At 62.9% G+C, this 24474-nt stretch carries 27 protein-coding genes; 7 read left to right on the top strand and 20 right to left on the bottom strand.

All coding sequences use genetic code 11. The annotated features are described in order from the left end of the window. Positions 1-155: 155 nt before the first annotated feature. A complete protein-coding gene (locus tag NMD1_RS00280; protein ID WP_125953118.1) occupies positions 156-842 on the top strand; it encodes a hypothetical protein in 687 nt (228 codons plus the stop codon). Between the two features lie 239 nt (positions 843-1081). Beyond that, positions 1082-1999, top strand: a complete 918-nt coding sequence (locus NMD1_RS00275; protein WP_125953117.1) for a DUF4238 domain-containing protein — start codon at positions 1082-1084, stop codon at positions 1997-1999. 237 nt (positions 2000-2236) lie between these two features. Here the strand turns inward: NMD1_RS00275 and NMD1_RS00270 are convergent, their stop codons facing one another. Next, on the bottom strand, positions 2237-2551 hold the full coding sequence (locus NMD1_RS00270; protein ID WP_125953116.1) for a type II toxin-antitoxin system RelE/ParE family toxin: 315 nt from the start codon (positions 2549-2551) through the stop codon (positions 2237-2239). Position 2552: 1 nt separating this feature from the next. After that, positions 2553-2798 carry an addiction module antitoxin gene (locus tag NMD1_RS00265; protein ID WP_125953155.1) on the bottom strand — a complete coding sequence of 82 codons (246 nt, stop codon included), beginning with the start codon at positions 2796-2798 and terminating at the stop codon, positions 2553-2555. Between the two features lie 416 nt (positions 2799-3214). Here NMD1_RS00265 and NMD1_RS00260 point away from each other — a divergent pair, with 416 nt between their 5' ends. Continuing rightward, positions 3215-3694 (top strand): hypothetical protein, encoded by a 480-nt coding sequence (locus NMD1_RS00260; protein ID WP_125953115.1) that lies wholly within the window; start codon positions 3215-3217, stop codon positions 3692-3694. Then, entirely contained in the window at positions 3691-4941 is a 1251-nt protein-coding gene (locus NMD1_RS00255) for a DUF1173 domain-containing protein (RefSeq protein WP_125953114.1), read from the top strand. The genes NMD1_RS00260 and NMD1_RS00255 overlap by 4 nt, the downstream gene beginning before the upstream one ends. 253 nt (positions 4942-5194) lie before the next feature. On the opposite strand, the gene NMD1_RS00250 is transcribed toward NMD1_RS00255, so the two are convergent. The 17 genes from NMD1_RS00250 to NMD1_RS00170 all read right to left on the bottom strand — a co-directional run bounded on the left by NMD1_RS00250 (position 5195) and on the right by NMD1_RS00170 (position 20144). Then, positions 5195-5425: a hypothetical protein gene (locus NMD1_RS00250; RefSeq protein WP_125953113.1), complete on the bottom strand. Its 231-nt coding sequence runs from the start codon at positions 5423-5425 to the stop codon at positions 5195-5197. 86 nt (positions 5426-5511) lie between these two features. Beyond that, complete coding sequence (locus NMD1_RS00245; protein WP_125953112.1) at positions 5512-6774, bottom strand: hypothetical protein; 1263 nt, start codon at positions 6772-6774, stop codon at positions 5512-5514. After that, positions 6774-7145 carry a DUF3768 domain-containing protein gene (locus NMD1_RS00240; RefSeq protein WP_125953111.1) on the bottom strand — a complete coding sequence of 124 codons (372 nt, stop codon included), beginning with the start codon at positions 7143-7145 and terminating at the stop codon, positions 6774-6776. Before NMD1_RS00240 ends, NMD1_RS00245 begins: the two co-directional genes overlap by 1 nt. A 23-nt stretch (positions 7146-7168) precedes the next feature. Then, on the bottom strand, positions 7169-7558 hold the full coding sequence (locus NMD1_RS00235; protein WP_233497257.1) for a hypothetical protein: 390 nt from the start codon (positions 7556-7558) through the stop codon (positions 7169-7171). 45 nt (positions 7559-7603) lie between these two features. Then, positions 7604-7861 (bottom strand): hypothetical protein, encoded by a 258-nt coding sequence (locus NMD1_RS00230; RefSeq protein WP_125953110.1) that lies wholly within the window; start codon positions 7859-7861, stop codon positions 7604-7606. Then, the gene (locus NMD1_RS00225; protein WP_125953109.1) at positions 7858-8136 is read right to left on the bottom strand and encodes a hypothetical protein; all 279 of its coding nucleotides are present in this window, start codon (positions 8134-8136) and stop codon (positions 7858-7860) included. Before NMD1_RS00225 ends, NMD1_RS00230 begins: the two co-directional genes overlap by 4 nt. 95 nt (positions 8137-8231) lie before the next feature. Then, the gene (locus NMD1_RS00220; protein ID WP_125953108.1) at positions 8232-8918 is read right to left on the bottom strand and encodes a hypothetical protein; all 687 of its coding nucleotides are present in this window, start codon (positions 8916-8918) and stop codon (positions 8232-8234) included. Beyond that, positions 8919-9323 carry a hypothetical protein gene (locus tag NMD1_RS00215; protein WP_125953107.1) on the bottom strand — a complete coding sequence of 135 codons (405 nt, stop codon included), beginning with the start codon at positions 9321-9323 and terminating at the stop codon, positions 8919-8921. A gap of 26 nt (positions 9324-9349) precedes the next feature. Continuing rightward, complete coding sequence (locus tag NMD1_RS00210; RefSeq protein ID WP_125953106.1) at positions 9350-9754, bottom strand: hypothetical protein; 405 nt, start codon at positions 9752-9754, stop codon at positions 9350-9352. Continuing rightward, complete coding sequence (locus NMD1_RS00205; RefSeq protein WP_125953105.1) at positions 9751-10653, bottom strand: ArdC family protein; 903 nt, start codon at positions 10651-10653, stop codon at positions 9751-9753. Before NMD1_RS00205 ends, NMD1_RS00210 begins: the two co-directional genes overlap by 4 nt. Before the next feature lie 100 nt (positions 10654-10753). After that, complete coding sequence (locus NMD1_RS00200; protein WP_125953104.1) at positions 10754-11779, bottom strand: hypothetical protein; 1026 nt, start codon at positions 11777-11779, stop codon at positions 10754-10756. A gap of 79 nt (positions 11780-11858) precedes the next feature. Continuing rightward, a complete protein-coding gene (locus NMD1_RS00195) occupies positions 11859-13949 on the bottom strand; it encodes a ParB/RepB/Spo0J family partition protein (RefSeq protein ID WP_125953103.1) in 2091 nt (696 codons plus the stop codon). A 146-nt stretch (positions 13950-14095) separates the two neighbouring features. Continuing rightward, on the bottom strand, positions 14096-14824 hold the full coding sequence (locus tag NMD1_RS00190) for a hypothetical protein (RefSeq protein ID WP_125953102.1): 729 nt from the start codon (positions 14822-14824) through the stop codon (positions 14096-14098). Positions 14825-14854: 30 nt separating this feature from the next. Next, positions 14855-15145, bottom strand: coding sequence for a HigA family addiction module antitoxin (locus tag NMD1_RS00185; protein WP_125953101.1), 291 nt, complete (start codon positions 15143-15145; stop codon positions 14855-14857). Between the two features lie 4 nt (positions 15146-15149). After that, complete coding sequence (locus NMD1_RS00180; RefSeq protein ID WP_125953100.1) at positions 15150-15428, bottom strand: type II toxin-antitoxin system RelE/ParE family toxin; 279 nt, start codon at positions 15426-15428, stop codon at positions 15150-15152. A 55-nt stretch (positions 15429-15483) separates the two neighbouring features. After that, positions 15484-15912 carry a hypothetical protein gene (locus NMD1_RS00175; protein WP_125953099.1) on the bottom strand — a complete coding sequence of 143 codons (429 nt, stop codon included), beginning with the start codon at positions 15910-15912 and terminating at the stop codon, positions 15484-15486. Beyond that, positions 15909-20144, bottom strand: coding sequence for a strawberry notch family protein (locus tag NMD1_RS00170; RefSeq protein ID WP_233497256.1), 4236 nt, complete (start codon positions 20142-20144; stop codon positions 15909-15911). The genes NMD1_RS00175 and NMD1_RS00170 overlap by 4 nt, the downstream gene beginning before the upstream one ends. Positions 20145-20683: 539 nt before the next feature. Here NMD1_RS00170 and NMD1_RS00165 point away from each other — a divergent pair. After that, the gene (locus tag NMD1_RS00165) at positions 20684-21802 is read left to right on the top strand and encodes a replication initiation protein (protein ID WP_125953098.1); all 1119 of its coding nucleotides are present in this window, start codon (positions 20684-20686) and stop codon (positions 21800-21802) included. A gap of 379 nt (positions 21803-22181) precedes the next feature. Here the strand turns inward: NMD1_RS00165 and NMD1_RS00155 are convergent, their stop codons facing one another. Continuing rightward, positions 22182-22865: a ParA family protein gene (locus NMD1_RS00155; protein WP_125953096.1), complete on the bottom strand. Its 684-nt coding sequence runs from the start codon at positions 22863-22865 to the stop codon at positions 22182-22184. Between the two features lie 434 nt (positions 22866-23299). On the opposite strand from NMD1_RS00155, the gene NMD1_RS00150 reads away from it, so the two are divergent. Together NMD1_RS00150 and NMD1_RS00145 are read left to right on the top strand one after the other, a co-directional pair. Beyond that, on the top strand, positions 23300-23932 hold the full coding sequence (locus NMD1_RS00150; RefSeq protein WP_125953095.1) for an SOS response-associated peptidase: 633 nt from the start codon (positions 23300-23302) through the stop codon (positions 23930-23932). A 55-nt stretch (positions 23933-23987) separates the two neighbouring features. Then, the gene (locus NMD1_RS00145) at positions 23988-24437 is read left to right on the top strand and encodes a hypothetical protein (RefSeq protein WP_125953094.1); all 450 of its coding nucleotides are present in this window, start codon (positions 23988-23990) and stop codon (positions 24435-24437) included. Positions 24438-24474 lie beyond the last annotated feature (37 nt).

Genomic DNA, 24474 nt, shown 5'->3' with positions numbered 1-24474 from the left:
TCAACATCGCAAAGGACAGACGGTTTCCAACGCTCAGACGCCAGTAGGCAGCGATCTGTTAAATAAGGTGAATTATTGCCAATCTGGTAAACTTCCGGATTGTCTAAAACCTTATATATTGCTGACAAATCAGGTGCTTTGCGGTAATGCGCGGTATGCATATCACTCCCAAAGCCAAGTTGCTGTCGATTAAAACGGTGGCGGAAGAGATCGTCAAGGATGCCGTAGCTAGCAGTCTCAAATTTGGCAGCGACTATGCCACCCTCACAACGCCCTCTATCTTCCCTTCTTCCATGTTCACGCTTAAGGCTGCATCCAAGCCTAATTCCTACGCAAAGATGGCTTGGAATGATCCGACTGCGATTAAGGCGTGGTCTGGAAATACGGGCGTCGGGCTGGAGATCGGTGACGGCAAAGCGGCTGCTGGCTACTCACAAAACGACATCGTCGTCATTGTCGGCGGTGCTTTGTGCCACGAGATGACTCACATGGCTCAGCGAAAACACGATAGACTAGCATCTGATGCGGCCGCAAGCAGTCAACGGAACTGGCAAAATACTAGAATGCCTTCGGCACATAGTGATGAGTGGCTCGGAGCATACTACGGCTGCCCATTGGAATTCGAAGCCCATGCCGAGCAAATTGCCTTCGAGTATTGGCTGTATGAAACCCTTCAAGGACGCACACCTAACAAAACCCTTTCTCTGCAAACCGGCATTCCGGGCGAAGCGTTCATCCGCATTGAAAAACGTCTTGGCACTCGTGGCACCGGCACTCCTGACATGAACAATTGGTTCGACTTCTTGGAGCAGAGGGTCGGGTATGCGCTGAATTCGTGGTAGCGGCTCGCTCGGATCAATTCCGAAGGGCGAAGGCCGACAAGCCCACCTTCTAATCCGGTCGCCATAGGCCCGGTTTGTAAGCGAGCAACGGTCAATTTTGACCAACTCTTGCCATTCCGCAGCCGAGGCCTGAAAGTGCTCATGGCTAAATTGGTCCTAAGTGCCCAGAGGCCGGACAGCAGCCGAATCCCAAGAGGCTCAAGCTGCATGCTACAACGGCAGGTAAACAACGAGAGCCAATGGACATGCAATCGAAGATACAGAATCCGCCGTGGCGCCACCATTTTATCCCACAGTTTTTGTTGGACGAATGGGCAACGGGTGGTGAGTTGCTTCGCTATTATCGAGATTGGCGCGGCGACGTTCATTGCGAGCCAAAGTCACCAAAAGGCGTCTGCTTCGGCCGTGATCTCTACAAAACCGAGGGGTTTCCTTCCGAGCATGCGCAGCAAATGGAAACGATCTTCATGCAGCGAATCGATAACGCTGCGGCCAATGTTCATGCGCGCCTGCTTCGGGGTGAAGTCGATGCTCTGAGCGACCAAGAATGCACCGAGTGGGCACGGTTTATCATGTCGCTGATCTTCCGGACCCCGCTCGACATACTCGGCTTACGCGAGGCCGTAGCGCTCCAAGCTGAACGGGCTCGCCCACTCATGGAGGCCGATGGCGAAGGCGAGGAGCTTCCTCCGGTTGCTGTTCAAGACCTGCAGATGAAAATACTGAGGCACGCAATCGACGATCACGAACGTGGATCGACGCTAATCAACATGCATTGGCGCGTACTAAAGACCTCAAATTCGAGAGAACTCTGGATTTCGGATTGGCCTCTCGATGTGCCAAGAAAGGCAGCTTGGCTTGGCGATCCATCATCTTATATCGGGCTACCAATTGCTCCAGACGTTTGGTTTGTGGCTGCTGGCACGAAATCATTTGCCGATCGGCTTGTGGCGCGGCCACAGCGGGAACTCATTCTCACACAGAACCGGGCTACCGTCGGCCATGCTCAGAACTTCGTGGGGGCGAAGACGCCAAAGGCTGGACAATTCATCAAAGCGAATTTCGGTGGTCTGCCGCGCTTCTCCGTCACACAGAGCATGGCAGAGAAATATCGGATAGCAGATGAGGCCACCCAAGAGTCAGCCTCAGACGAGTAACCCTCCTATCCTCGTCGCGTAGTCCGTCGAGTTCGCCGCAGTCGTTGGCGGCACATTATTTGTGTCTGCCTCTGCCGGAAGCCGACCCTCGCCACCGGGTTTGCAAACGGCAGTAAAGTCCCAGCCCAAGTCTTTCGGCATTACAGCAGCCAGATGAATGTATGGCCGGTTCCGATGCCCTGACCAAGGGCCCAAACGTCCGGTGTCGCGGCGATAGCCGTTCCATCGGGCGGTTGATCAGGGCGCACTGTCCTCGCGGAAGCGATCCATCTGGTGCATTCGCTCGTGCAGGATCGTCGCGATGCCGACCGTGCCATCGGCGAACTGGCGCCAATATATGTAGTGATGCGCGTGCCGGCAGTAGAAGCCGTCCACACCAAACTCGGCCGGTATCGCGCGCCAGACCTGATCGCGGCGCACGATACGGTCGAAGCACCCGAAGAGCCCCCGCACATAGGTTTCCGCCTGCGCTTCCCCCCAGGTGTCGCGAGTATAGGCGTAGATTTCGTCGAGGCGTTGTCCGGCTATCGCGGAGACCGTGAAGCCGGTCATGTCAGCCCCGACGGTTGCGCGTGATCACCGCGTCCGCATCGAGCGGCGCATAGCTGGATTGGGGCGCGGCGAAAGCCCGGGTCAGCTCAGCTTTGAGCCGGTCGAATTGCTCGGCTTCGGTTCGCTCCTTGTCGCGGCGGATCAGGTCGCGGACATATTCGCTGACATTCTCATAGGCACCCTGGTCGCCGACATTGGTGGCGACGAAATCGCTCAGCGCTCCGCCGATGCGGACATTGAGGGTCATGGGCTTGTTCACTCGTCTCAATATAGTGGAAGAATGTGGACACGCAAGGCGCTTCGCACGGGGGGCGATGCGAACTATCGATCAGTCACTCACCCAAAACTGGGGCGACTGCTCTCGCCCGTTCGTAGCGGGCGAAAGCAGCCCTTCGCCTCCCGATTTCCAATCCATTCCGGTTGCGCGGCCACGCTGCGGCTTGCCCGCCCTATTCGGTACAGGTAGGGAACAAACATCCGTCGCTAGCCGGCGGAAACTGTCCCCTTCGGGTATCATCTCAGAGCCAGGGCCTTCGGCCAGTCATCGGCGAGCGACGCCTCGCCAGCATTCCGGAACACCGATCACACCATCCGCTTTGGTGCGCGGCAGAGGCTTGCCTGCGTGCCTTGTAGCGGATTCAACCGATGACAGGGATATTGGCAATGACACACGACTGGCTTCACAACCTCAACATCGATCTCGGCCTGATCGAGGTCCGCGACGATCCGGACACCTGCTGGGAACGGCGAGCGCTCGCCGGCGCCAGCGTGGGCGTCGATCCGCAGGCCGCGCTCGTCGAGGCCTATGCCCTGTGCTGCACTATCGACCGGCTGCTTGCGGGCGATCCCGATGGCAAGCGCGAACTGGCCGAGATCCTCGGCGACGATCGCAACGATTACCAGCGCTGCCTGTGGTACACGCTGGCGGGCCGCCATACGTTCGCGATCGCCACCGACCTGCGATGGCTCGTCGCCCTGCTACGCGCACGGGACGACCAGTGGGAGGCCGCCCGCAAGGCCGGGCGTCCGGTGACGAAGGAACCCGAGCCCTACGTCAGCGACCGAGCCGATGGCCCACTCGGGCTGTTCGACCAGACCTTCGATCTGGGTCCACAGTGGCAGGGCATCGCGGAGGGCGTGTGACGCAGCGCTACTACATAACCGATCGGGAAATGGCGGAAGGCGAGCAGGGCTTCGAGGCCATGCTCGCCCACGCCTATGCGCAGAAGGAGCGCGTGCGCTGCCTGTGCCGGCGCGATGCCGATCTCGATCTCTACATCACCCGGCGCCATGACCAGCATGTGCTGGCGCGCTGGCCGGGGACCGGCGCGTTGCACGCGCCGCATTGCGATCACTACGAGGCCCCCGATCACCTGACCGGGCTCGGCCAGGTCCGCGGCAGCGCCATCCTCGACGATGCGGAAACCGGCGAGATCACCTTGCGGTTCGCGTTCCCGCTGTCGCGCGGAGCCGCGCGCGCCGCGCCGGCGGCGCTGACCAACGACAAGCCGGACGTGAAGGCGACCGGGCAGCGCCTGACAATCCGGGGCCTGTTGCATTACCTGTGGGACCGGGCGCAGCTCACCCACTGGCATCCCCGGATGGCGGGCAAGCGCAACTGGTACATCGTGCGCCGCCAGCTGCTGCAGGCCGCCCACGGCTGCAAGGCGCGGGGCATGGCGCTGGGGGACGTGCTCTACGTGCCCGAGACATTCCGTCTCGACGATCGGGACGCGATCGCGGGCCGCCGCCTTGGCGTGCTGCAGCCGGCGCGGGCGTCGAAGGACGCGATCATGATCCTGATCGACGAGGTCAAGGGTATCGAGCCCGCGCGTTATGGCGAGAAGATCATGATCCGGCATCTGCCGGACTGGCCCTTCCTGATGGACGAGGACATGGCGCGGCGCTTTCACAAGCGTTTCGCGGTGGAAGAGGAGCTATGGCGCTCGGACGAGCGCGAGGGGCACCTGATAATCGCGGCGAGTTTCGCGATCAGTCCGTCCGGGCTGCCGCAGCTGATCGAGAGCGCGGTGATGCCGGTGTCGCGTGCGTGGTTGCCCTACGAGAGTGTCGAGGATCTGGCGCTGGTGACCAAAGCGGTGAGCGACCGGCGCCGGTTCGTGAAGGGGTTGCGCTACAACCTCGTGTCCGGCACGCCGATCGCGAGCCTGACGCTGACCGATACCGGGAGCGAGGCCACGGCGATCCATCTCGCGCGGAGCCTGCCCGATCCCGCCTATGACGATGCGGTTGCCGTGCTGATGAAGACCATCGGTGTCACGCATCGCGCATGGCGCCTGGGCGATCCCCTGCCCGCCTCCGCTCCGCATGGCTCCCATACGGCGACGACAGCCCCTGCCCCTTCTCCACACCCGGGGAGCGTACACTGAGACTTTCAGGCGTCAGCGACTTCACCGTCAGCGGATTGGTGCCCCGCGCCGTCGTCATCATTGCGGGGCGTGCCGGTGGCGCTGCCTCCCGCGCAAGGACCGCGCACCCCTTCCCGGCCCGGCCCGCGCGCGCGGGCAGCGTCCGGTCGATCCAGGTGAACGGTGATGACGCAAGGCTCGCCGGCATAAGTTGGCTGCCGGCTGCATCCGGCCGCGCTGGATAACAGCACCGCTGCCAGGCAAAGGCGCGCGATCATTCCCACAGCGGGTAGACCTCTGCGGTAACCGAGGACACCCAGCGCAACGCGATCTCGGGATCGGCGCAGATCAGGGCGACGATGCCGGGCTGACTGGCGAACGCCTCGACCACATAGGGCCGGCCTGGATCGCCCGTGCGGACCAGCGCATAGTCGCGGTCGTGATCGTCGGCCAGCGCGCCGGCGACGCGCATGGCATTGTCGAAGGTCGCAAGATTGCGAGTCATGAGGTGCGCCCTGTTTTGTCGGATGTCTGACGTCATGAAGCCGCTCTGGCAAGGTCACGACGTGAGGGGGATGGCCATGCCCCCGATCATCTTGTGCTGGCCGGGAGCCGGATTGCGCCTGCGAAACGGCGCAGCGCCCCTTCCATGGCCCCGCGAACGGCCTTGCGACGGGAGACGAACACCGCAGGGGCGAGCTCGGCACCATCGCAGGCCACATAGCCGGCTGCCGGTGTTCCGGTCGCCGTCAGCGTGATAGCGATCCGGTGCCCTTGGGCATCCTTGCCGGTGTAGGTCGCGGTCAATTCGCCAAGGCGGGCTACCAGGCCACGGTTGACCTTCCCCCAGCGGATGTGTCCGGCAGCCCTGCTTTCGCCGGCACACAGGCCCCGATCGAGCCACAGGGCGAACTGCGCGCGCTGAAGCGCCGCCGTATGGCGCAGCCGCTCCTGGTGGCGGGCTAGTGGCAGGAGAGAAGCGTGGGCATCGATGACGGCGAGGTCGGCGCCTTGCGCGGCAACGAGAATGTCGTCGACATCACGGTCGGCAAGCAGGGCCGGCAGGTCCGCCGGCGGTGGGGGCCAGGTGCTGGCTGTGACGCAGGATTCCCGATCGACCAGGACACCGCCTGCAACGATCAGGATGATCGTGTCCGCCGCACCTTCGCGCGCCAGCAGCGTGGGCAGGACCATGGGGCAATCGGCCTCGCCGCTGGCAAGGCCGGCTTCCGCGGCACCCAGGATAATGAGGCGTCGCGACCAGGGTGTAGGCCTGCGGGCGTCATCGGGCTTGGGCCATGTACTCGGCAAGGGTCTGGCCAACGCGGGTTCGGCAGGTGTCTGCCGGGCAACCGCGACGCGCAGCGCGCGCCGGGCGGCATCGAAGATATCGCCGGGATCGCCACCGCCCTCGGCAAACCCGCGATCGTAGGCGTCCCGTTCCTCGCCAGTGCAGTGGGGAGCATAAGCCCGACCGCCTCGCGCGACCATCAGCCCCTCGGCGTAACGGACCGACGGCATCCACCGGTAGCCATGGCGATCACGTCCGGCGAGGATCGCCCGGTCGCGATCGTCCCCGACGCCTTGCGCGATCCGGGACGCGGTGTACGCGAAGTTGCGGATCTCGCGTGCCTGTTGGTTCCGGCGATCGAGCGCATCGTGAAAGGCACGCATGGCCATGGCCCGATCGCGCAGGCGCCGCATCCGGTCATCGGCAGGGGCTGACGCTGGAAGGTCGGGATACCGCCGCCAGATCGACGCGAGCCGTGCTGCGTCCGCCGGCGGCCGCCCGCGCGCCATCCAGCTGGCGGCCTCGGCCGGGTCGAACGGGGTGACCGTCTCGACCCGCGCCATCACCAGTCCTCCGGCAGGAGAATGGTGACCACACGGGTGGTCAGGACCGGGTCGGCGGGATCGTCGGAGCCGTATTCGAGATTGCGATCGTAGCTGTCGATCTTCACCCAGACGGTGTGTCCATCGATCGCGAACACGCCGAGGTCGCGTTCGGGGCTGTCGGCGCTGAAGGTGCAGCTGCGCGCCGCGGCCATGAGCCGCGCCTGGTTGAGCATGGCGACCGGCCCTTCGATCGGTCCCAGCGTCGCGAGGCAATTGCGCGTCACCACGATCCGCGCGGTGCGGTCGAGGCCGAGACGGGCACGGTCGTTGAGGTGGGCGATCTGTTCCAGGCGCGTTGGCGCGCCCGCCGGCGGGGCGATTGTAAGCATGGGTGTACTCCCGTTTAGGGATGTCAGACGGCGGGCGCGTCGAGTGCGGCCAATGCAGGATCGATGGCGAAGCCCAGAGCCCTGGCGAGATCGAGGGCTGCCTCGATGTCGTCGGCGGTTACGTTGAAGGCGCTCGCGAAATCGCTCAGCGTCTCGTGCGCCATCGGCTTGACGGCGTGGAGTTTGCCGGCCTCCTGCGTGACCGCAAAGGGCCAGCAATGGGCAACGCCGACGACGCCCTCAGGCAAGATCAGCAGTGTATCGCCGCTGTCGATCTTTTCGTCGGTCTGGGTAGCGTCATAGGCGTTCCCGGTACTGGAAAAGCCATGGATGCGCCGGGGAATGAAGGCAAAACGATCGCTGTCGCAGAGCATGGGGTTCGGAACTTTCTGGCGAGCGGAATTGCTCGCCACTCCCCTTCCCCCTCTGCTTTCTTCTCGCCGACCGGCGATGCGCCCTCACCAGGCGTATGTCGGCAGGATGGACAGGGCGTCGGCATCGCGATCGAACATGATCCAGTCGCAGTTGAGCGCCCTTGCCTGATCGAGGCATTCGGCGAGATCAGCGGGCACATCTCCGGGTGTCGAGTCCGGGACGTGCACGAACCAACCGACATCGCCCTTCGGGTAGGCGACAAGGGAAGCGTGGTGCAACCAGGTGTTGCAGGTTCCCTTGGTGAGGTGCGCTGTGGAGAACACCAGCATGGTTTCCATCATGGACGTGGCTTTCCTTCGGCCTGGGCAATGGCGGCGATCAGCTTGTCGTGCGCGAGGACGTCGTAGCCTTTCACGCGCGCGGTGCGCTGGTCGCTGAGGGCGCACAGCGCCATGCGCGCGGCCTCGAGAAGATCCTGCGCCGCGCCCTCGACCACGAGCCGGGCACGCTGCTGATCGATGACCGCGATCCGCACGGAATCGGTGATCGCGAATTCTTCCAACCGCACGTCTCCACAGGTGTTGCACCACTGGTTGTCAAATTCGCCGAGCAGCACGCTGCTTTGCGTGACCACATCCCAACCAGCGTTGGCGTCGTTGCCTCATTCTTCCGATCCGCAGACCGGGCAGCGATACGCCAGATAGGGCGCAGTCATGACAATACCTCGAAAAAAGCATGGCGTGGTGGCAATTGCATCCAGACCGCGGGCGGAGTGTGCAGTGGCAGCGTGACGCTGGCGCGATCCCGTTCCTTGTAGACCGTGGCGGATTTCAATTCGCTCCAACCGGCTTCGGCATTCCAGAACGACAGGCCCTCTTCGTGAGACGCGGCGATCACCAGGGCATGCGCGTCAATATCCTCCCCCATATCGGCCAGATGGACGATCCTGTCGGCCCGCACTTCGATCTCGCCGCCACTTTGTGAATCGAGATGCATGCGCGACGCTGTGCAGGCGTAGCCGAAACGGAACGGCAACGACGACGGTGCGACGACGCGCAGCATGTTGGCGATCTCCCAGGGATCGGCCTGGTTCCCTGAAACATAAAGGTCCACCTCGGTATCCTCGGAGCCCTCCGCATAGATCAGATCGGCGGATATCACCGGATAGTCCGGGTCCGTGAACAGGGATCGCACACCGGCGAAAGGCGCTTGACGATCCCGCATCGGAAAGAGCGTTCGGAATGCGTCCGACATCCCGGAATACCGCTTCGCCTCCTGGTCGGCCGTCACGAGGCCATTGCCGAGATCGGCGCACAGCTCCTCGACTTCCCGCAGAAGCGCGGCATCGATGGCGTTGATGCGGACACCGAAGCACAGGCTCGTATAGTAATCGGTCATCTATCGTACTCCCAGGCGTGGAATATCCGTATTCCGGCCGTCACCGTCCTGCGCCGCCCCCAGCGTGCGCAGCACTGCATGCAGGGCATTGCGATGGTCGAGCAACGCCGCGAGGCAGTCTGCCGCGCTGTCGGCGAAGGTGTCGTCTTCGGGATCGCTCATCGCGATGACGCCGGCGACGGCTTTCAGTAGGCGCACCATCTCGGGCACCAGGCCGACGGCGGAAAGATTGGCCTGCGCCTCGCCGATCGGACGGCCGCCGGCCTGGACGAGGCGACCGACATACTGGTGCCGCCGGCACACGGGATCGATCGCGGTGATCTCGGCGGTCCAGTCAAATGGCCAGGTGGCCGATGTTGGGCGCAAGGGACTGGCGCGCCAGGCGCCACGGGTGATCAGGGTCATCGGGATTCTCCGGGGGACGAGGTTCGTCAGGCGGCCAGCGGCAGGTCGGACAAGGGAGTGGCGCGCGGGCCGAACACCGCCGCGAACGTCGCCGCGGACCGGTCCAGCCATGCGCGGGCCGTCGCCCCGACCTCGCCCCATTCGCAGCGAAGCCGGAATGCCCGATCGCTGCGCCGCGCCATCCAGATGGCCGCGCGTCCGTCATCCGTGGTCACGCCGATATCGGCGAAAGCATTGCGCAGGATCACGCGCGCGTTGCAGTCGCGCCAGCAGTCGACCGGGTCGAAGGAGGGGAATGCGCATGAGGCGCGGTCACGCACGTCATCGACAAGGCGGGCATAGTCGCGCGCCCAGGTCGGCGCATCGGCAGCGTCGAGATCGTGAAAGGCGACGTGCGCGCCGACGGGAAGCGAGGAATACAGGAAGTTCATGCCGCCAGCGCCTCGGCCAGGGGTTGCTGTTCCCACATCCAGTCGGCCGCCTGCTGGGCCTTGCTGGCGGCGGTGAAGATCGCACGCGGATCGCTGGCCAGCACCGACAACCACGATGACAGGTAGGCCGCATGATCGGGACGGGGATGATGGGCGATACCGAGATCGGCGAGTATCAGGCCGCTCAGAATCTCGACCACGCATTCTTCCGCGGCATAGGACGCGGAGCCGAAGCGGCCCGAAAGATCGCGGGCCAGTCGATGACTGGCGCCGGAGGCATGCCCACATTCATGAATCCAGACCCCGTAGAACGAGGCGGTATCGCGGAAACACGCAAAGGGCGGCATATGCACCGTGTCCGTCGATGGACGGTAAAAGGCCTGGTCGCCTCCAAATTCGGTCGTGATGCCAAGACTGGCGATGAATGCCTCCGCGTGGGCATGGCGCTCGCTTTGCGGGAGAACCGGAGTTTCGGGAGCGGCGTACCCGTCGACCTGGGCGATGTTGAAGACCGAAAAGGCCCGGGCGAACATGCGGGTCCTGCCCGCTTCGTCCTCATCGGCGCCGGCGTCATCGTCAACGCTCTCGAACTGCTTCCAGAACACGACCGTCGTGGCCCGTTCACCCTTTCGGACCTGACCGCCTGCCGCCGCCCACTGCCTATACGTGCCCCACAGGCCCGAGGTGTAATTCCTGGCCATTGCCGCGACCCAGAGCGCCACCGTGTTAATTCCGCGATAGCGCTTGCCCGATCCGAGGTTCGTAGGACGCGCGATGGCGCTGCCGTCGTGATGCCAGGGCGCGCGCCATTCACCTGCGCCGTTTTCGATAGCCGCGATGATTTCCGCAGTAACACGGGCATAGACGTCGGCGCGGGTTGATGCGGGTGACGATGCCATGGGGATTCTCCTCTTCAAGCGAGCCTAATGCTCGCCCTCCCCTGCCCCCCCTTTCCTTTGCCGGATGGCTTCGGCCGAACGGCCGTCCTGCCCTGACGCCTCAGGGTGCCGTTTCGTCTGCCTGCGACAGATCGGCGTGGTAGTAGCTGTGCACGAAACCGCAGATGGAATCGGGCGCGTGCCACCCCGCCGCGGACATCAGCGTGCCCATCTTCGGGGTTACCGTGACCGCGGGGACCGACACGGCATCGTGGAACGTCCCGTTCCACGGATCCCACGTCGCCACGGCGGCCCTGCTGAACGTCATTGCTCGTGCGGGGTCGATATCGAGGAGCTGGGTGATCGGCACCATGGCGTAGAGCACGAAGAGGAAGTTGGTGGAGCAGGCGTTGTCGACCACTTCGCGAAGGTCGTCCCAGATGCACAGGGGCACGCGGCGCCGGACAAAGTCCGGGCGCGCCATCCGGCGGCGGCCGCGCGGCACCTGGCTGACATGGGCATTGCCGCTGGCCTTGCGATACTGCCCCAGCGTGTAGCCCATGGCCGCCAGGGCATGGACGAGATCCTCGGTCACGCAGAGTTCGCCAAACTCCGGCCAGGGCCTGTGGCTGGTGATGCTGGCATCGAGCGCGTGCTTGCCAGTGGGAGAAAGTACGAACAGCACTTCGGCCCGGTCGCAGCTGCCGAAGGCGTCGCGCGGCCGCGACGTGTCGGCATCGATCAGCACGGGCTCGATCCGTTCGGCGAGCGCCGTGATCAACCCGGCATGGGCGCGTCGGGTGAGGTCCTGGAGCGCGGCGTCGTGACGGGCGACAAGATCGCGGGCGAGGTCCCGCGCGCAGGCCCAGGGATCGTCGCGCACGATCAGGCACGAGCGGGCAAGGGCCGCATCGCCATCCTCGCCCTCGGCACGCGCTTCGAGAATGACGCGCGCGAGGGCATTGCCTTGCTTGAGGTCGAGCACCTCGCGCGAGGGCTCGAACGCGTTGAACCAGGCACTGGACGCAGCGCTTGCGACGAGCTGCTCGAGTGTGGCCTTGTCGTCATGGGAGAGGCGCGAACCATCGGGATCGATCGCGAGCGAGAGGAGCGCGCCGGCATCGGCGTCATGAACAGAAGTGGGCATGGCAGTGTTCCTGAACAGCAAACGCCCGACCCCGGCGCGAACCGGAACCGGGCGTCTTCATGAGCAATCGGGGGCGGGGTCAGGCGGCGGCGGCGAGTTCCACGATCCCGTCGTCATCGTCGTCGGACAGGACGGACTCGTCCTCGTCGCCGGCACCATCTTCGGCTTCGGCCTCGATCTCGCCCTCGACCTCGAGCGCCCCTTCACTGGTCTCCTCGAGGTCAGGGACCGGCGCGCCGGTGCCGAACAGCATCGGCTCGGGCGTCCAGGTGATCGCGCGCGCGCGGATCGCCGGTTCGACAATGGCGTCGCCCGCGCACAGCTTCGTCGCGGCGCTGGCGAGTTCGCCCTTCTTGGCGAGCGCGTAGCGTCCCGGCATCGCGGGATCGATCGCGCCGAGGATCGCCAGGATCTGGCTCTTCTTCAGCCGGTCGAAGAACCGCTCCGCGCCCGGTCGCCAGTGCTGCGCCACATCGATGCCCAGCGACGCGCCAAGCTGCGACTGGAAGGGGTTGCGGCGCTCGCCGGTGGCAAGGCTCGCCTGCAGGCTCTGGCTGACGGCATAGGCAAGCCAGCGGGCGCGGGCATCCTCGTCGAGCGCGCGGAACGCCAGGAACGAGGCGAAGCTGTCCTCGACCAGCGCCCAGTCATTCGGGAGCGCAACGCGGACCTGTTCGAGCTCCTCGAGCGCGCGACCCGGGGGAATGTCCTTGAGGCCGGCAGGCTCGAACCGGTCGGTGATGCGGATCGAGCATCCGGTGTCGTTGTAGCCAAAGTGACCGGCATGGTCGCGGGCGAGGCTGAAGATCGCGAGATCGAGCGCCAGCGCGGGGTCGTGCGCGACGTGAAGGGCGAGGATGTCGCGGCGATCCTTGGCCAGCTGCTCCTCGAGCGTGCGGGGCAGCGTGTCCGCCGGGGCATCGTGCCCGTCGGCTTCGATGCCGCTGTCGTTGTCACCGGCCCCATCGGCGCTGCCCTCCTGTCCGGGAGCATGATGGCCCGATGCGCGCTTCGTGCTGGTGTAATACTGCGGCGCCAGCGTGGGCCGACCTTCGCGGTCGAGCAGCAGGAACGTCCCGATCAGGGCAAGGTCGTCTTCGGGGATGATCGGGTCAGTCTTGCCGAGCCGGTCGTGCTCGCCGGAGAGCTGCTCCTGTTCGTCATAGAGCGCGTCGGCTTCCTCCTCATCCTCGATGCGATCGAGCTCGTCCCCGATCGCGTCCAACCGCATCTGGATCTCGGCCATGCGCGCCTGTGCTTCGACCGACGGTTCGGAATACTGCGGGTAGTAGCCATGGAGGTCCCTGGTTTCGTCATAGGACACGCGGGTAGCGAGCACTGGCCTGACCCAGGCGAGTTTTGTCGCGAGCTGGGCCACTTCCGCCTCGAAGGTCAGCTTCTTCATCGCAAGATCCTGGGCGATGGCGACATCGGTCCAGGTCCCCTCGCCTTCACCGGCGAAGAGGTCGCGTTCGATACGCCCGCCGGCAGCGGTGTATTCGGCTTCGCCAACGAAGAGCGCGATCGGATCGCTACCCGACAGACTTTCCGCAGCGACCATGCGCCGGATGGCTTGCGGATTGTCGCTCTGCCACCCGTTCGAACAGCGCTCCCAGGCCGCGATCTGGCGCGCGTGATCGGAAACCGCGCCATAGGCCATCGCCACATCGAGCGTGATCTCTCCTTGCGCCAGCGCCGCGAAGATCGGTTCGGCGAGGTCGGCAAGCCGCAGGCGGCCATGGACATGGCGCACGGTGACGCCAAAGCGGCGCGCGACATCCTCGGCGCTCGCCCCTTCGGCAACGATGTCACGGTAGGCGGTGCATTCCTCGGCCGCGGTCATCGGCTCGTGCAGCAGGTTCTCGGCGAGGCTGAGTTCGCGCGCGGCGGCGTCCTCGTCCTCGCACAGCCGCACGTCGACGGGATGATCCTTCGCCAGCGTGCCCTCCTCGACCAGAAGGCCAAGCGCCGCCAAGCGGCGGCCGCCGGCATGGACATCGAAGAGCGTCTTCTTGCCCCGGGCGGGCGATACGATCAGCGGCTGCAGCAAGCCATGGCCCGCGATCGAGGCGGCCAGCGCCGCGAGGCCTGTTGCGGAATAGGCAGTGTCCTTGCGGACATTGGCATCGGACGCACGCAGCTTCGCGAAGGGAATGGTGGTGGTGATCATGGGAGGTACTCGCCTTGTCATGCAAGGCCCGGATCAGGGGAACTTTCCGCTCCCAGGGGGCCTCGCCCCCTCCCTTCCCCCTTCCCTCTTTTCGCGCGGCCGCGCAGCGGACGGGCGGGGCAGAGGAATGCTCCGCGTCAGATCAGTCAGCGGACCTTTGGCAGAAGGGATGCGATCGCCCGCTTACAACCCGCCAGAGTCGATATGAGTGTCGGATCCGACAAGCCTGCATCGAACGACTTCATATAGTAGCCTCGCACACGAGGATCATCGGAGTGCCCGTATTCATCAAGAAGCGCATCGGAGCGAGTGGCACCAATCTTCGATCGACAGGCCCCAGCGACCATCATCAAATCACCCCGCGCCTGGATTTGTGGCGTTTGCCAACTTGCCAGGCCACCGGCCTCCAGCACAGCATCAGCGGCATAGATCGCGGCCTTGTCGAGATCATAGTTGGCGGGAGGAACGATAAGTGACTGGAAGATTGGATCGGTACTCGCGGCCATGCAGGTGTGGCCAAAGCCCGATAGAACGGCCTTCAAATTGCGAAGCTGTGCATCTGTCTTTGCTTCTGTCGCAGTCTTGCCGAGATCGATCCCGAGCATTTTTCCCTGCCGGCCGACGGCCTCATTTTTGAGGCGTTCGCGCAAGTGCGAATCGATTACCCACGAGGCCATTTCCGCATCGAGCCGTGCTTCAGCCCTGGCGGGCAAGTCCGGCGCCAACACCATTCCTAACCGCTCACACATCGGCGCGGTGACGACATATTTCGCTACCAGATTTAATCGATCCTGCTGGTCCTGCGTCTGCGCAAGGACATGAACAGGGGCAATCAACATCATCGCGATAGCGGTTATGGGCACCATGCTTGCCATACGCGACAGCTGCCGTCGCATCATCCAGCCTCAGGCCGCATCCTGCAGACGGCGGATCGGAGGCTGTTTGTGCTGCATCGCGCGCCACAGATCGTAGCTCGCCTGCATCGCAAGCCACGCCCGCGCCGTGCTGGCGCCCGCCTGCTCGAGCCTGACGGCAAGGTCCGGACTGATTCCCGCCTTCCCGTTCAACACGCGCGACAGCGCGACCCGGGACATGGCGAGACGGCTTGCTGCCTCGGTGACCGAAAGATCGAGCGCATCGATGACTTCATCGCGCAACAGTTCGCCGGGGTGAGGAGGATTGTGCATCATCGTCATGACCTCAATGGTAGTCCTGATAATCGACCAGTTCCGTGTCCGCGCCGACAAAACGAAATGTTACGCGCCAATTGCCGTTCACCCAGATAGACCAGAATCCCTTCAAGTCCCCCTTCAGGGGGTGGAGCCTGAAAGATGGCAGATTCATGTCGTCGGGACTCGTCGCCACATCGAGCATTGCGAGAATATTCCGGAGCTTCTTCGCATGCGCCGCCTGAATCCCGCGCGTTGTCCCGGAACGATAGAAGGCTTCTATTCCCTTATGTCGGAAGCTCAGGATCATAAATCAATGTATCGCGTAACGATGCACGATGCAATCGATTCAAGAGCGCCCGCCGCTACATGTGTCCCCTTCCATTCTGCTCTATCCTCTCCACGAGATAGTCGGGCGGCGGCTCGGCCCAGGCATAGCCATGCCTGTCCATCTGCCGCGCGATGGACCGCCGATAGCGCTCGGGCCAATCGCGATGCCGCTGCAGCCGGCGACCGATCCGCAACGCCTGACCGGCGAAAAGGCCCCGCCGGATGATGAGCGCGGGATCGATGAAGTTGGCGCGCCGTTCTTCGAGCACGCGCACCGCGGCATAAGCCTTCCGGTATGCCCGCTCGATCTCCGCCGCGTAGCTGATGAGCCGGGCATCATCGTGCTCGATGGGTGGGTGGCCACTCCCCGGGCAGCGCGGACCGCCGACGCAATGGTGCACGACGGTCCCGTCCTTGCGCAGATGCTTGCGGCGCCCGCAAATCTGGCAGCGGAACGCGCTCACGCTGCCATCTCCGTGATGGCCTGGGTCGCGACAGCGACGGGGAGGAACAAGCGGGTCTGGAACTGGATGATCTCGGTATAGGCGCCCCGGGCTTTCCAGCTGGCGAGGCCGCGGGGATCGAAGCCGACCACTTCAAGGCGCTGCTCGCCGTTGACGCGGCTGCGCTTGAGCGACAGGCCACGCGCGGCGTGGATGGGTACGACCTTGCCGGCCAGTGCGGCGCGCACGAGTTCGTCGGCGGACAGGGCGATCTGATCGGTAATCCCGAGTTTGGCCAGCAGATCGTTGACGGCTTCGGTCGGGACGATGCGGCCGAGGAACGAACGCCCCTCCTGCGTAACCACGCGACGCACCTGCGCTTCGTCACCCAGCAGGTTCCAGATGGGAAGTAAGCGCCCGGTGGCAAGGAAGAAGCGCTCGATGTGCGGATGCGCGGCCGCCTGCGCAACTTCGGCCTGCCAGAGCGCATCGAAGGTGGCGGGATCGACGATCTCCCAGTGGCTTTCATCGAGATCGTTCTGCGGGACCAGCATGGTCCGGCCCTGCCGGTGGGCTTTCCAGACCGGAACCGGGTGACCGTCCTCGTCAAGCCAGGGCCGATCGGGAACGAAGAGCGCGACCTTGCCCGATTTGCCGTTGCGCATGGCGCGCGCTCGGCCCCCTGCCCGTTCGCAGCGCGCGGTGATCTCGGCAAGACTGGTGATCCTGACCGCCCATTGGGCTTCGAGCGTGAGCAGCTGGGTGGTGGCCCCGCCCCTGTCGCGGAACAGATCGCGCTCCTCGACGATGGTCAGCCTGTCCGCGACCACCGTCTCGACGCCGGCGTCGAAGGTGCCCGCCTTCTTCGCCGCCTCGATCCGCGCTTCAACGAGGCCAAGGAATTCGTCGAAGATGGCGTTCTGCAGGGCGATCGGCAGCGCGAGGATCCTGTTGAGCCAGCGCTGGATCGGCGGCAGCTGCTCGACCAGGCCGCCTTCGTGCTCCAGCTTCAGCCCGGTCCGGGTGCAGAACGCCGCGAACGTCGTCGAGGTCAGCTTGCCGGCGTAGAGCAGGCGATACCAGATGGTGAGCGCCTCCCTTGCGTAATTCGATTCCAGATTGTCCGCCGCGTCGAACAGGTTCTGCCCGCCGGTCTGCCGCTGGCCACGGGTAAGCGCGCCGAGCGCATCGAGCCGCCGCGCGATCGTGGAAATGAACCGGCGCTCGCCGCGGCAATCGGTCGTGACCGGGCGGAAGATCGGCGCCGAGGCCTGATGGGTGCGGTTGGTGCGGCCAAGGCCCTGGATGGCCTTGTCGGCCCGCCACCCGGGTTCGAGCAGGAAGTGGACGCGACGCAGCTGGTTCTGCGCGGCAAGGCTCGCATGATAGGACCGGCCCGTGCCGCCGGCGTCGGAGAAGACGAGGATCCGCTTCTTGCCGGCCATGAACAGATTGGCGTCGGCGATCCCGGCGGAGGCAGAGCGTGCTTGCAGCTTCTGCGAACCATCGGGCAGGGTCAGCAACCGCCGCGTCCTTCCCGTCACTTCGGCGACGGCATCGACCCCGAAGCGGGTGATGATGGCATCGAGCGCTGGTGCGATCGGCGGCAAGGCCGCCAGCAATGCGATCATGTCATCGCGGATGCGCAACGCCTCCGCGCTGTGGACCGGATTGCCGTCCGCGTCCACGATGGGCCGCGAGCGCTCGTTGCCATCGTCGTCGAAGAAGCTTTCCATCGCCCGGGTCGGAAAGGCATTCTGCAGGTACAATAACATCGCCTCCTTCGGGCTGAGGTCGATCGCCAGCTCGGCGCGATCGGCGTCATCGAGACTGGCAAGCCGCCGATCGAGCAGGGCTTCCGACGTGGAGACGAGCTGGATCACCGCGCTCATGCCGTTGTCGAGGGCCTCGCCGATCGCCGGCAGCAGAGTGGGCAACTTCATGGCCAGAAGCAGCTGGCCGAAGAACCTCTGGGCAGAACTGTAGAACCGACTGCGCGCGGCGGCCAGGGCCTGCCCGTTGAGTGTCTTGCCCTCGAGCGGATCGACAACACCGGACGCCGCCAGCGCTTCTTCCATATGCCGGAATATGATGGACCAGGCCTCGCTATAGGCGTCAAAATCAGCGATCTGGCTCTCGGTGAGCTTGTGCTCGAGCACGTCGTATTCGACGCCGGCGTAGGAGAGCGAGCGCGCCACATACACGCCCATCGATTTTAGCTCTCTCGCAACCAGTTCCATAGCCGCAATCCCGCCCTCGCGGATGCGCGTGGTGAACGACACCCGGTCGGGAAACTGGGTCCCCTCCCCCCACAGGCCAAGCCGGACCGCGTAGGCAAGGTTACTCACGTCGGTGGCACCGGTGGCCGAGGCGTAGATCACGCGCGCGCGGGGCAGGCGGTTCTGCAGCTCGACGCCGGCCAGGCCCTGCTGCGATCCCCTGGTCGCACCGAAGTGCCCTTCTCCACCGGCGACCCCACCCATGGCGTGGGCTTCGTCGAACAGGATACATCCGTCGAAATCCGAGCCACACCACTCGACGAGCTGCTGCAACCGGGTCTTGCCACCTGATGCGCTGCGCAAGGTCGCATAGCTCAGGAACAGGATGCCTTCGGCAAGCCCGATCTTCGCCTCCGGCCGGAACTTTGCCATGGACTGAATGTCGATCGGCAACCCGCCCAGCGCTTCCCAGTCGCGGATTGCATCCGCCTGCAGCGCTGAATTCTCGCTCAGCCAGATATGGCGACGGTTGCCGCGCAGCCACTGATCCATCAGGATACCTGCCAGCTGCCGGCCCTTCCCCGCACCGGTGCCGTCGCCAAGAAAGAAGCCCTGCCGGTAGATCTGGCCTTCGGCATGCGCGATCAGGTCGGTGCCCTTGTCGGGTAGACGGTAGCGCCCGGCCAGATCATGCTCCATTGCATCGAGCGCCTGCACGACGGTTTCGAGCTGGGCGGCGGACAGGACCTGGTTGTCGAGTACCCCGCGTGGTAGCCGCGGAACGTAACACGGCAGCGGTGGCAGCACCGAAGCCATGGCGGCGGACTCGACGAGAGCGGCGGGATGCTCCGCGGCCCCTGCAAAGGCGATGCGCTGCGGCCGCCACGACGCATAGACGCCGGCAGACTGCTCGGCGTCGTCGGGCCGGTCGATCACGGCGTAGCGGGCTTCGCCCCAGATCGGGGCTGGCGCCGCCGTCGGCGCGTGCTGAGATGTGCGGCCCGGCATCGCGCGCGTGCCGATGGATCGGAACAGGCCCCCGCTCGCCTTGGCAGCGACCAACGGATGAGCGGCTACAGCGGATGGCCTTGCGCCACGCAGCGGCGCGCGCGCCGGCAGTTGCTCCAGGAAAGGGATGAGGTCGACCAGACTGGACCGCTGGATCACGGCCGTCGTAAGCTTGCCGGGCACCTTGTCGATCGCCAGCAACCGCACGGGCACTGATGTGCCATGCGCAGCAAAGGCCCCTTCAAGGCGGATATGCTGGATGACGCGGTATCCCTGAAGGGCGCGCGCGAAGATGTCAGCCCCCTTCCCCGTGCCGGTGAAGCTGTCCGGCATCAGTGCCACCAGTCGGCCGCCCGGGCACAACGCGCGGACAGCGGCAGCCAGATGCCGCGCGGCCGCAAGACGATCCTCGCCGCCAGCGGCGTTGCGCGCGAAAGGCGGGTTCATGACGATGACGCTGGGTCGCACGCCCATCGGATCGAGCCGGGCGGCATCCTCGCCGGAGACGGACGCCCAAGGAAACAGCCGGCGCAGCACCTCGGCGCGAGCCGGATCGATCTCGTTGAGGTGGAGCGCCCTCCCCTGCCCCAGCCATTGCGCAAGCATGCCGGTCCCGGCACTGGGCTCGAGGACGATGTCGTCTGGCGTCACGCCGGCGAGCTGTGCGGCTAACCAGGACAGCGACAGGGGCGTCGAGAAATGCTGGTGAGCGATCTGCTCCTCGCTTCGGACCGTCTGGGTGGGCAGCAGGGCTGCGAGCGCCGCAAGCGTACCCAAGGTCTCCGCCCTTGCCTGCGGCAAATCGATCTCCCGCAACCGTAGGATCAGGGCGATTTCTGCGGCTATGAAGCTGTCACGCTGTGTCCAGGCACCGGTCGCTGCGGTGGCGCCGAAAGCGGTCGACATCGCCGCGTTGAGCAGGCCCCGATCCAGGCGAGACGATGCGCGCAGGTGGCCGGCAAGCTGCTGGGCGGCATCGAGGAGACGGCCGACATGGAGGTGCGAGGATGTTGGCGGACAGTGCATGGGAAGCGGACCTTTCTTTGCGGCCTCTCTTGGCCGCAGAGTCCTCTCCCCCTTTTCTCCCATTACATTTTGAAAGACGCCCAAGCGCAGCGCGGGAGTTTCTTTGATTCAAGGATTCTAGGATTCAGGGAGGCGAAAGCCGCAGAAATCAGCGGAATTTTACCATTCCATGTGCGGTCCTGGGCGTTTCAATATGTGTTCTGGGGCGCTTCAGTGTGCGAGATGTGGTGGTTCCAAATGCGGCGCCGGGCGTTAATGTGCGGAATGGGGCGGCCCGTGGTTTAAGGCCCATAAGAAGCTCGGATGCCCTCAATTTCAGCGTTTCATGTCCCTGTTTGAAGTCTGTTTGATATCTTCTGGCGTTCTTAATGTGTGGAATGGGGCGGCGGGTCCCTTGTCAGAATGCAGGATTCGTGACTCTGCGCGATACAATCCGAGTCTATGTGCGGAATGGGGCGGCCTGAATTTCTCCTTTATATGCGGAATGGGGCGGATAACATGCGTTGCTCTCTGTGCGGGCCACATATAAAACAACGCATATGGATGACGGGAATCGATCTCTAGACCCGAAGATTGATGCTTCGACTGACCTGCCAGTTGGCAGAACTCTGAAGGCTGCGTACCGCGCACAACGCGAAGGCGGTAGGGTTTTCCCAAAAGCTGGTGAAATTGTTGAGATGGATTTTGCGGTCGGATCGTTGGGTCTGGCCGCGAGGAAAATGCTTCTCCTATTGCTTCAGAAGGCAGGTGGAGACGCTTGGCAAGATCGCACTTTCTCAATTACAAAAAAGGAGCTTCGCGGCTCCCATGAAAGCAATGATCGCATCAGTGACGTTTTAGACGAACTGATGAATGTGAAGGTTAAGCTCCGCACAACATCAATTAGAAACCGCGAAGCTATTATGACCTCCCCGCTTATGGAGTGGAATATCGAGGAGGTCAGCGAAGATGGTATGAGCATTGTTGAGTACAGATTTTCAGAAGCTGCGCGAGTGGCCATTGCAGGATCTGATTATTATGCTCAAATCCGTATGGCTGTGGCCATGGCATTCAAATCCAAGTACGCGTTTTCTCTGTATGAACTGGGCAGTCTTTATCTGAGGCGTAGGGATCGGCGCTGGCGAGGAACAATTTCTGATTTACGGCAGAAAATTGGTGTTCCTGCGGATATTTACACGAACTTTGCGATTTTTCGTCGCGAAGTCCTTGCCAAAGCCAAGGCGGAAATCGATCAGTTATCCGATTTTGTGATGACATGGACTGAAATTCGCGGTGACGGTAAGGGGCGCCCTGTCAAAGAAGTCGAAATTTCGTTCGAACCGAAGGAACCGGCCGCCATTGAGGAAGCAGCCGATGAACTTGAGAGACCTCAGGTTGGTCGCGTCGCTCGTCGGGATGGCAGTGTCGAGCGGATCGTTCCAGTTGCTCACAGTCTACCAGATGCCCTGCCCTTCCCCAGCGGATCTTTGCATTTTTCCACCGATGCGCGATTGAACGCGATCGTGGCGGATAACGGTGGCGGTTGGGATCGAGATGTCATTGCTGAGGCATTTCGCAATCATCTCGGTTCCAAGTTGGACACACTGCGGGGACCTGCCCTGTACAAAGCCTTTGAAGGGTTTTGCATTTCATTCGTCAGACTGCGGGGTCGCACTTGATTCCACGCCGCCCCATTCCGCACATTAACGTTTGGCACATGCTCTCTGGAACCAGGAGATTATCCGGTAAATAGATATACCGGATAATGCATTTCAGCTTATCGCCTGTATGCCATCCAAGCTTCTTCGATGATAACGCCCTGCGTCACCCCTCGCCTTCTGGCTTCCTCGGCAATTTCCTCGGCTATGTGGGGTAGCACCTTTGCATGAACCTGCCCGGTCCGCGGGCTTGGCTTGCGCCCTCGCCTGCCCTGCTCCGGCCTTGATACGAACCCATGATCTTCAGCGATGGCATCCGACGCCGCTATGCGTGAGGGTGAAACTTCCTTCGATCTGGATTTCAGACTGCCGAGGTCGATCTTGAATGCGCTGGAGTCCGTCATGCTTGATCTCCCTGGGGTTCCGACAGTTCATCAAGGAGGCGTTTGAGGACAGCTTGTGCAAAGTGCGAAGCGTTGTCCTGGGCGGCCTTGGCGTTGCCCTGGGCTGGCATGGAATAGAGGTCGCCGCCGAACTCGAACAAACTTGAGAATGCGGTTCGTTCCATCAAGTCAGGCTGGATGATATCCACCCCCTGCCCTCTTAATGACGAGTCGATTCCTGAGTGCTGCTTTGAACGGATGGCTTTAGTCATCGTAAATACGATCGCAAAAGGTATTGGCCTACCAAGAGCCTCTTCTTCTTCTTGAATTAGATGAAGCGTCCTTGCGCCGACGGTGGCATCAAGTGTTGTTGCTCTCATAGGCGTGATTACGAGATCGGCTTGCGATATTGCGCGCGACATCAATCGTGTTGCTACGCCCTCGAGGTCAACAATGACGATTTCGCCATCCTGATCGTGGTTTTTTATCGTCTTTATGATTTCCGATTCTGATATGTCGGAAAGGACTTTAATCCTCTCCGGTATTTCGCCCCTGGACGCCCATAGGCTGAGAGATCTGTTCGGGTCACAATCGAGCATGGTAACGTGCGCCCCGGCATGAGCTAGCTCAGTTCCGAGGATGACTGCCGTAGTGCTCTTTCCTGAGCCCCCCTTTGGTGAGGCGATGGCTATTGTGGGCATCTGCGCGTCTCTTTATCCGATTTGTAGATTTACCGGGTCTTATCGTATACCGGATTAATCTGTATACTAGGTGTATGTCAATACCGGATTATATGGAATATCCGGTAAAATCTATTATCAGATTTATGCCGCCGCTTTCGTTGAATATCCGATAATTTGAATTACCGGATTAAGCGTAGGTCCACGACACCGAGACTTGATACCCAAATTCAGTACCCGTGGGCATCGAGCCAGCTTGGTTCTGCACATTCAGACGACGTGTTGATGGCCTGCCAAAAATGTGCACCTTGGCGATTGCCCTCTGATGACAGGATGGCGGCGAGATTGGCGAGGCATTATCTGGTAATACTGAAAACCCGATAAATAGCATAACCGGGTTAGTGGAAATATCCGGTATGTCTATAAGTCGGGTGATCAAAAATGGGATCTAGGCCATGTGCAACCGCTACGACAGCCCGACGCTCGAGGAAATAGTCGAAGACTTCGACGCCAAGCCGGCGCATGCCTTCAATGCCGGACCGGCCACTGTTCACCCACGGGATCCCGCGTATGTCGTAATCCAGAGGGAAGGGGGGCTGGTCGTCGAACACATGACATGGGGCTTCCCGGTACTCCTCAAGGGTCACACCAAGCCTCGCCCGGTGAACAACGCCCGCTTCGACAAACTGAATGCGTTCTGGCGTCGCTGGGCTCAGGTGCCCGAACAACGATGCGTGATACCTTGCAAGCGTTTCGCCGAGGCGGTCGGAGAAACCGGCCGCATGACCGAGACCTGGCTGTCGGTCAAAGGCGAGCGCACATTTGCCTGGGCGGGGCTGTGGCGGTCGTCAGCGGAGTGGGGTGACTGCTACACCGGCGTCATGACTGATGCTGCGCCAGAGCTGATGGAAATCCATGATCGCTGTCCGGTCATTCTCGCGCGCAGTGAATGGCGGACGTGGCTGGAAGCACCACTGGAGGATCTGCGCCGTTTCGATCGGCCCTGGCCAGCAAAGGACATGCAAGTACAGCCGACAGATCGACGTTGGTCTCGACGCGGGGGAGGGGAGAGGGGCGGCGCATCTTGACGGAAGGCGCCTCATGTTCTCATGATGTTCTCATCACGCGAATCGAGAACGACACATGCCCACCATGCTGGAAATCCCACCTGAAGGCGCACCGCGACGCGAATATGAGCGGGTCATCGCTCTGCTGAACAGCGTGACCATGACGATGGACCAGGTCGAGCGCGGCTATGACGCCTATCTCCGCGCCGATCGAGCCGGTGGTTACGATCAAGCCAAACGGGAGCAAGCGCTCCTTGCGTTCTGCGAAACGGAAGGGCTGGCACCGGCGTCGGCCGCAGCACTGGCCATTATCCTGCGCGCTGAGGTGTACATCAGCGCACTGAGCAACGGGTACGACATTAAGAACGAGGATCCTGAGAGGTTCGAGATGATCGCCACGGACCCGTTCACGCTGTTTCACAACTACGACTATCAGATCGTTGTCGGAGAGATGAGGGTGATCGGGGACGACGATTCCGAACCGGACCCCGACCAGTTCGACTTCTTCCCAGCGCTGATCGGCTGAACGGATTAACACCGGCGCGGATGGCCGGGTGAGGGCC

The sequence above is a fragment of the Novosphingobium sp. MD-1 genome, assembly GCF_001014975.1.
Taxonomy (GTDB): domain Bacteria; phylum Pseudomonadota; class Alphaproteobacteria; order Sphingomonadales; family Sphingomonadaceae; genus Novosphingobium.
Note: the sequence above shows the minus strand (reverse complement) of the source record. Positions and strands in the feature narration are given on the sequence as shown.

What these genes read in the sequence shown, in the direction of transcription:
- NMD1_RS00280 (WP_125953118.1), top strand. Translation starts at nt 156, where the DNA reads ATGCATATCACTCCCAAAGCCAAGTTGCTGTCGATTAAAACGGTGGCG.
- NMD1_RS00275 (WP_125953117.1), top strand. Translation starts at nt 1,082, where the DNA reads ATGGACATGCAATCGAAGATACAGAATCCGCCGTGGCGCCACCATTTT.
- NMD1_RS00270 (WP_125953116.1), bottom strand. Translation starts at nt 2,551, where the DNA reads ATGACCGGCTTCACGGTCTCCGCGATAGCCGGACAACGCCTCGACGAA.
- NMD1_RS00265 (WP_125953155.1), bottom strand. Translation starts at nt 2,798, where the DNA reads ATGACCCTCAATGTCCGCATCGGCGGAGCGCTGAGCGATTTCGTCGCC.
- NMD1_RS00260 (WP_125953115.1), top strand. Translation starts at nt 3,215, where the DNA reads ATGACACACGACTGGCTTCACAACCTCAACATCGATCTCGGCCTGATC.
- NMD1_RS00250 (WP_125953113.1), bottom strand. Translation starts at nt 5,425, where the DNA reads ATGACTCGCAATCTTGCGACCTTCGACAATGCCATGCGCGTCGCCGGC.
- NMD1_RS00245 (WP_125953112.1), bottom strand. Translation starts at nt 6,774, where the DNA reads ATGGCGCGGGTCGAGACGGTCACCCCGTTCGACCCGGCCGAGGCCGCC.
- NMD1_RS00240 (WP_125953111.1), bottom strand. Translation starts at nt 7,145, where the DNA reads ATGCTTACAATCGCCCCGCCGGCGGGCGCGCCAACGCGCCTGGAACAG.
- NMD1_RS00230 (WP_125953110.1), bottom strand. Translation starts at nt 7,861, where the DNA reads ATGATGGAAACCATGCTGGTGTTCTCCACAGCGCACCTCACCAAGGGA.
- NMD1_RS00220 (WP_125953108.1), bottom strand. Translation starts at nt 8,918, where the DNA reads ATGACCGATTACTATACGAGCCTGTGCTTCGGTGTCCGCATCAACGCC.
- NMD1_RS00215 (WP_125953107.1), bottom strand. Translation starts at nt 9,323, where the DNA reads ATGACCCTGATCACCCGTGGCGCCTGGCGCGCCAGTCCCTTGCGCCCA.
- NMD1_RS00210 (WP_125953106.1), bottom strand. Translation starts at nt 9,754, where the DNA reads ATGAACTTCCTGTATTCCTCGCTTCCCGTCGGCGCGCACGTCGCCTTT.
- NMD1_RS00205 (WP_125953105.1), bottom strand. Translation starts at nt 10,653, where the DNA reads ATGGCATCGTCACCCGCATCAACCCGCGCCGACGTCTATGCCCGTGTT.
- NMD1_RS00200 (WP_125953104.1), bottom strand. Translation starts at nt 11,779, where the DNA reads ATGCCCACTTCTGTTCATGACGCCGATGCCGGCGCGCTCCTCTCGCTC.
- NMD1_RS00195 (WP_125953103.1), bottom strand. Translation starts at nt 13,949, where the DNA reads ATGATCACCACCACCATTCCCTTCGCGAAGCTGCGTGCGTCCGATGCC.
- NMD1_RS00190 (WP_125953102.1), bottom strand. Translation starts at nt 14,824, where the DNA reads ATGGCAAGCATGGTGCCCATAACCGCTATCGCGATGATGTTGATTGCC.
- NMD1_RS00185 (WP_125953101.1), bottom strand. Translation starts at nt 15,145, where the DNA reads ATGACGATGATGCACAATCCTCCTCACCCCGGCGAACTGTTGCGCGAT.
- NMD1_RS00180 (WP_125953100.1), bottom strand. Translation starts at nt 15,428, where the DNA reads ATGATCCTGAGCTTCCGACATAAGGGAATAGAAGCCTTCTATCGTTCC.
- NMD1_RS00170 (WP_233497256.1), bottom strand. Translation starts at nt 20,144, where the DNA reads ATGCACTGTCCGCCAACATCCTCGCACCTCCATGTCGGCCGTCTCCTC.
- NMD1_RS00165 (WP_125953098.1), top strand. Translation starts at nt 20,684, where the DNA reads ATGGATGACGGGAATCGATCTCTAGACCCGAAGATTGATGCTTCGACT.
- NMD1_RS00155 (WP_125953096.1), bottom strand. Translation starts at nt 22,865, where the DNA reads ATGCCCACAATAGCCATCGCCTCACCAAAGGGGGGCTCAGGAAAGAGC.
- NMD1_RS00150 (WP_125953095.1), top strand. Translation starts at nt 23,300, where the DNA reads ATGTGCAACCGCTACGACAGCCCGACGCTCGAGGAAATAGTCGAAGAC.
- NMD1_RS00145 (WP_125953094.1), top strand. Translation starts at nt 23,988, where the DNA reads ATGCCCACCATGCTGGAAATCCCACCTGAAGGCGCACCGCGACGCGAA.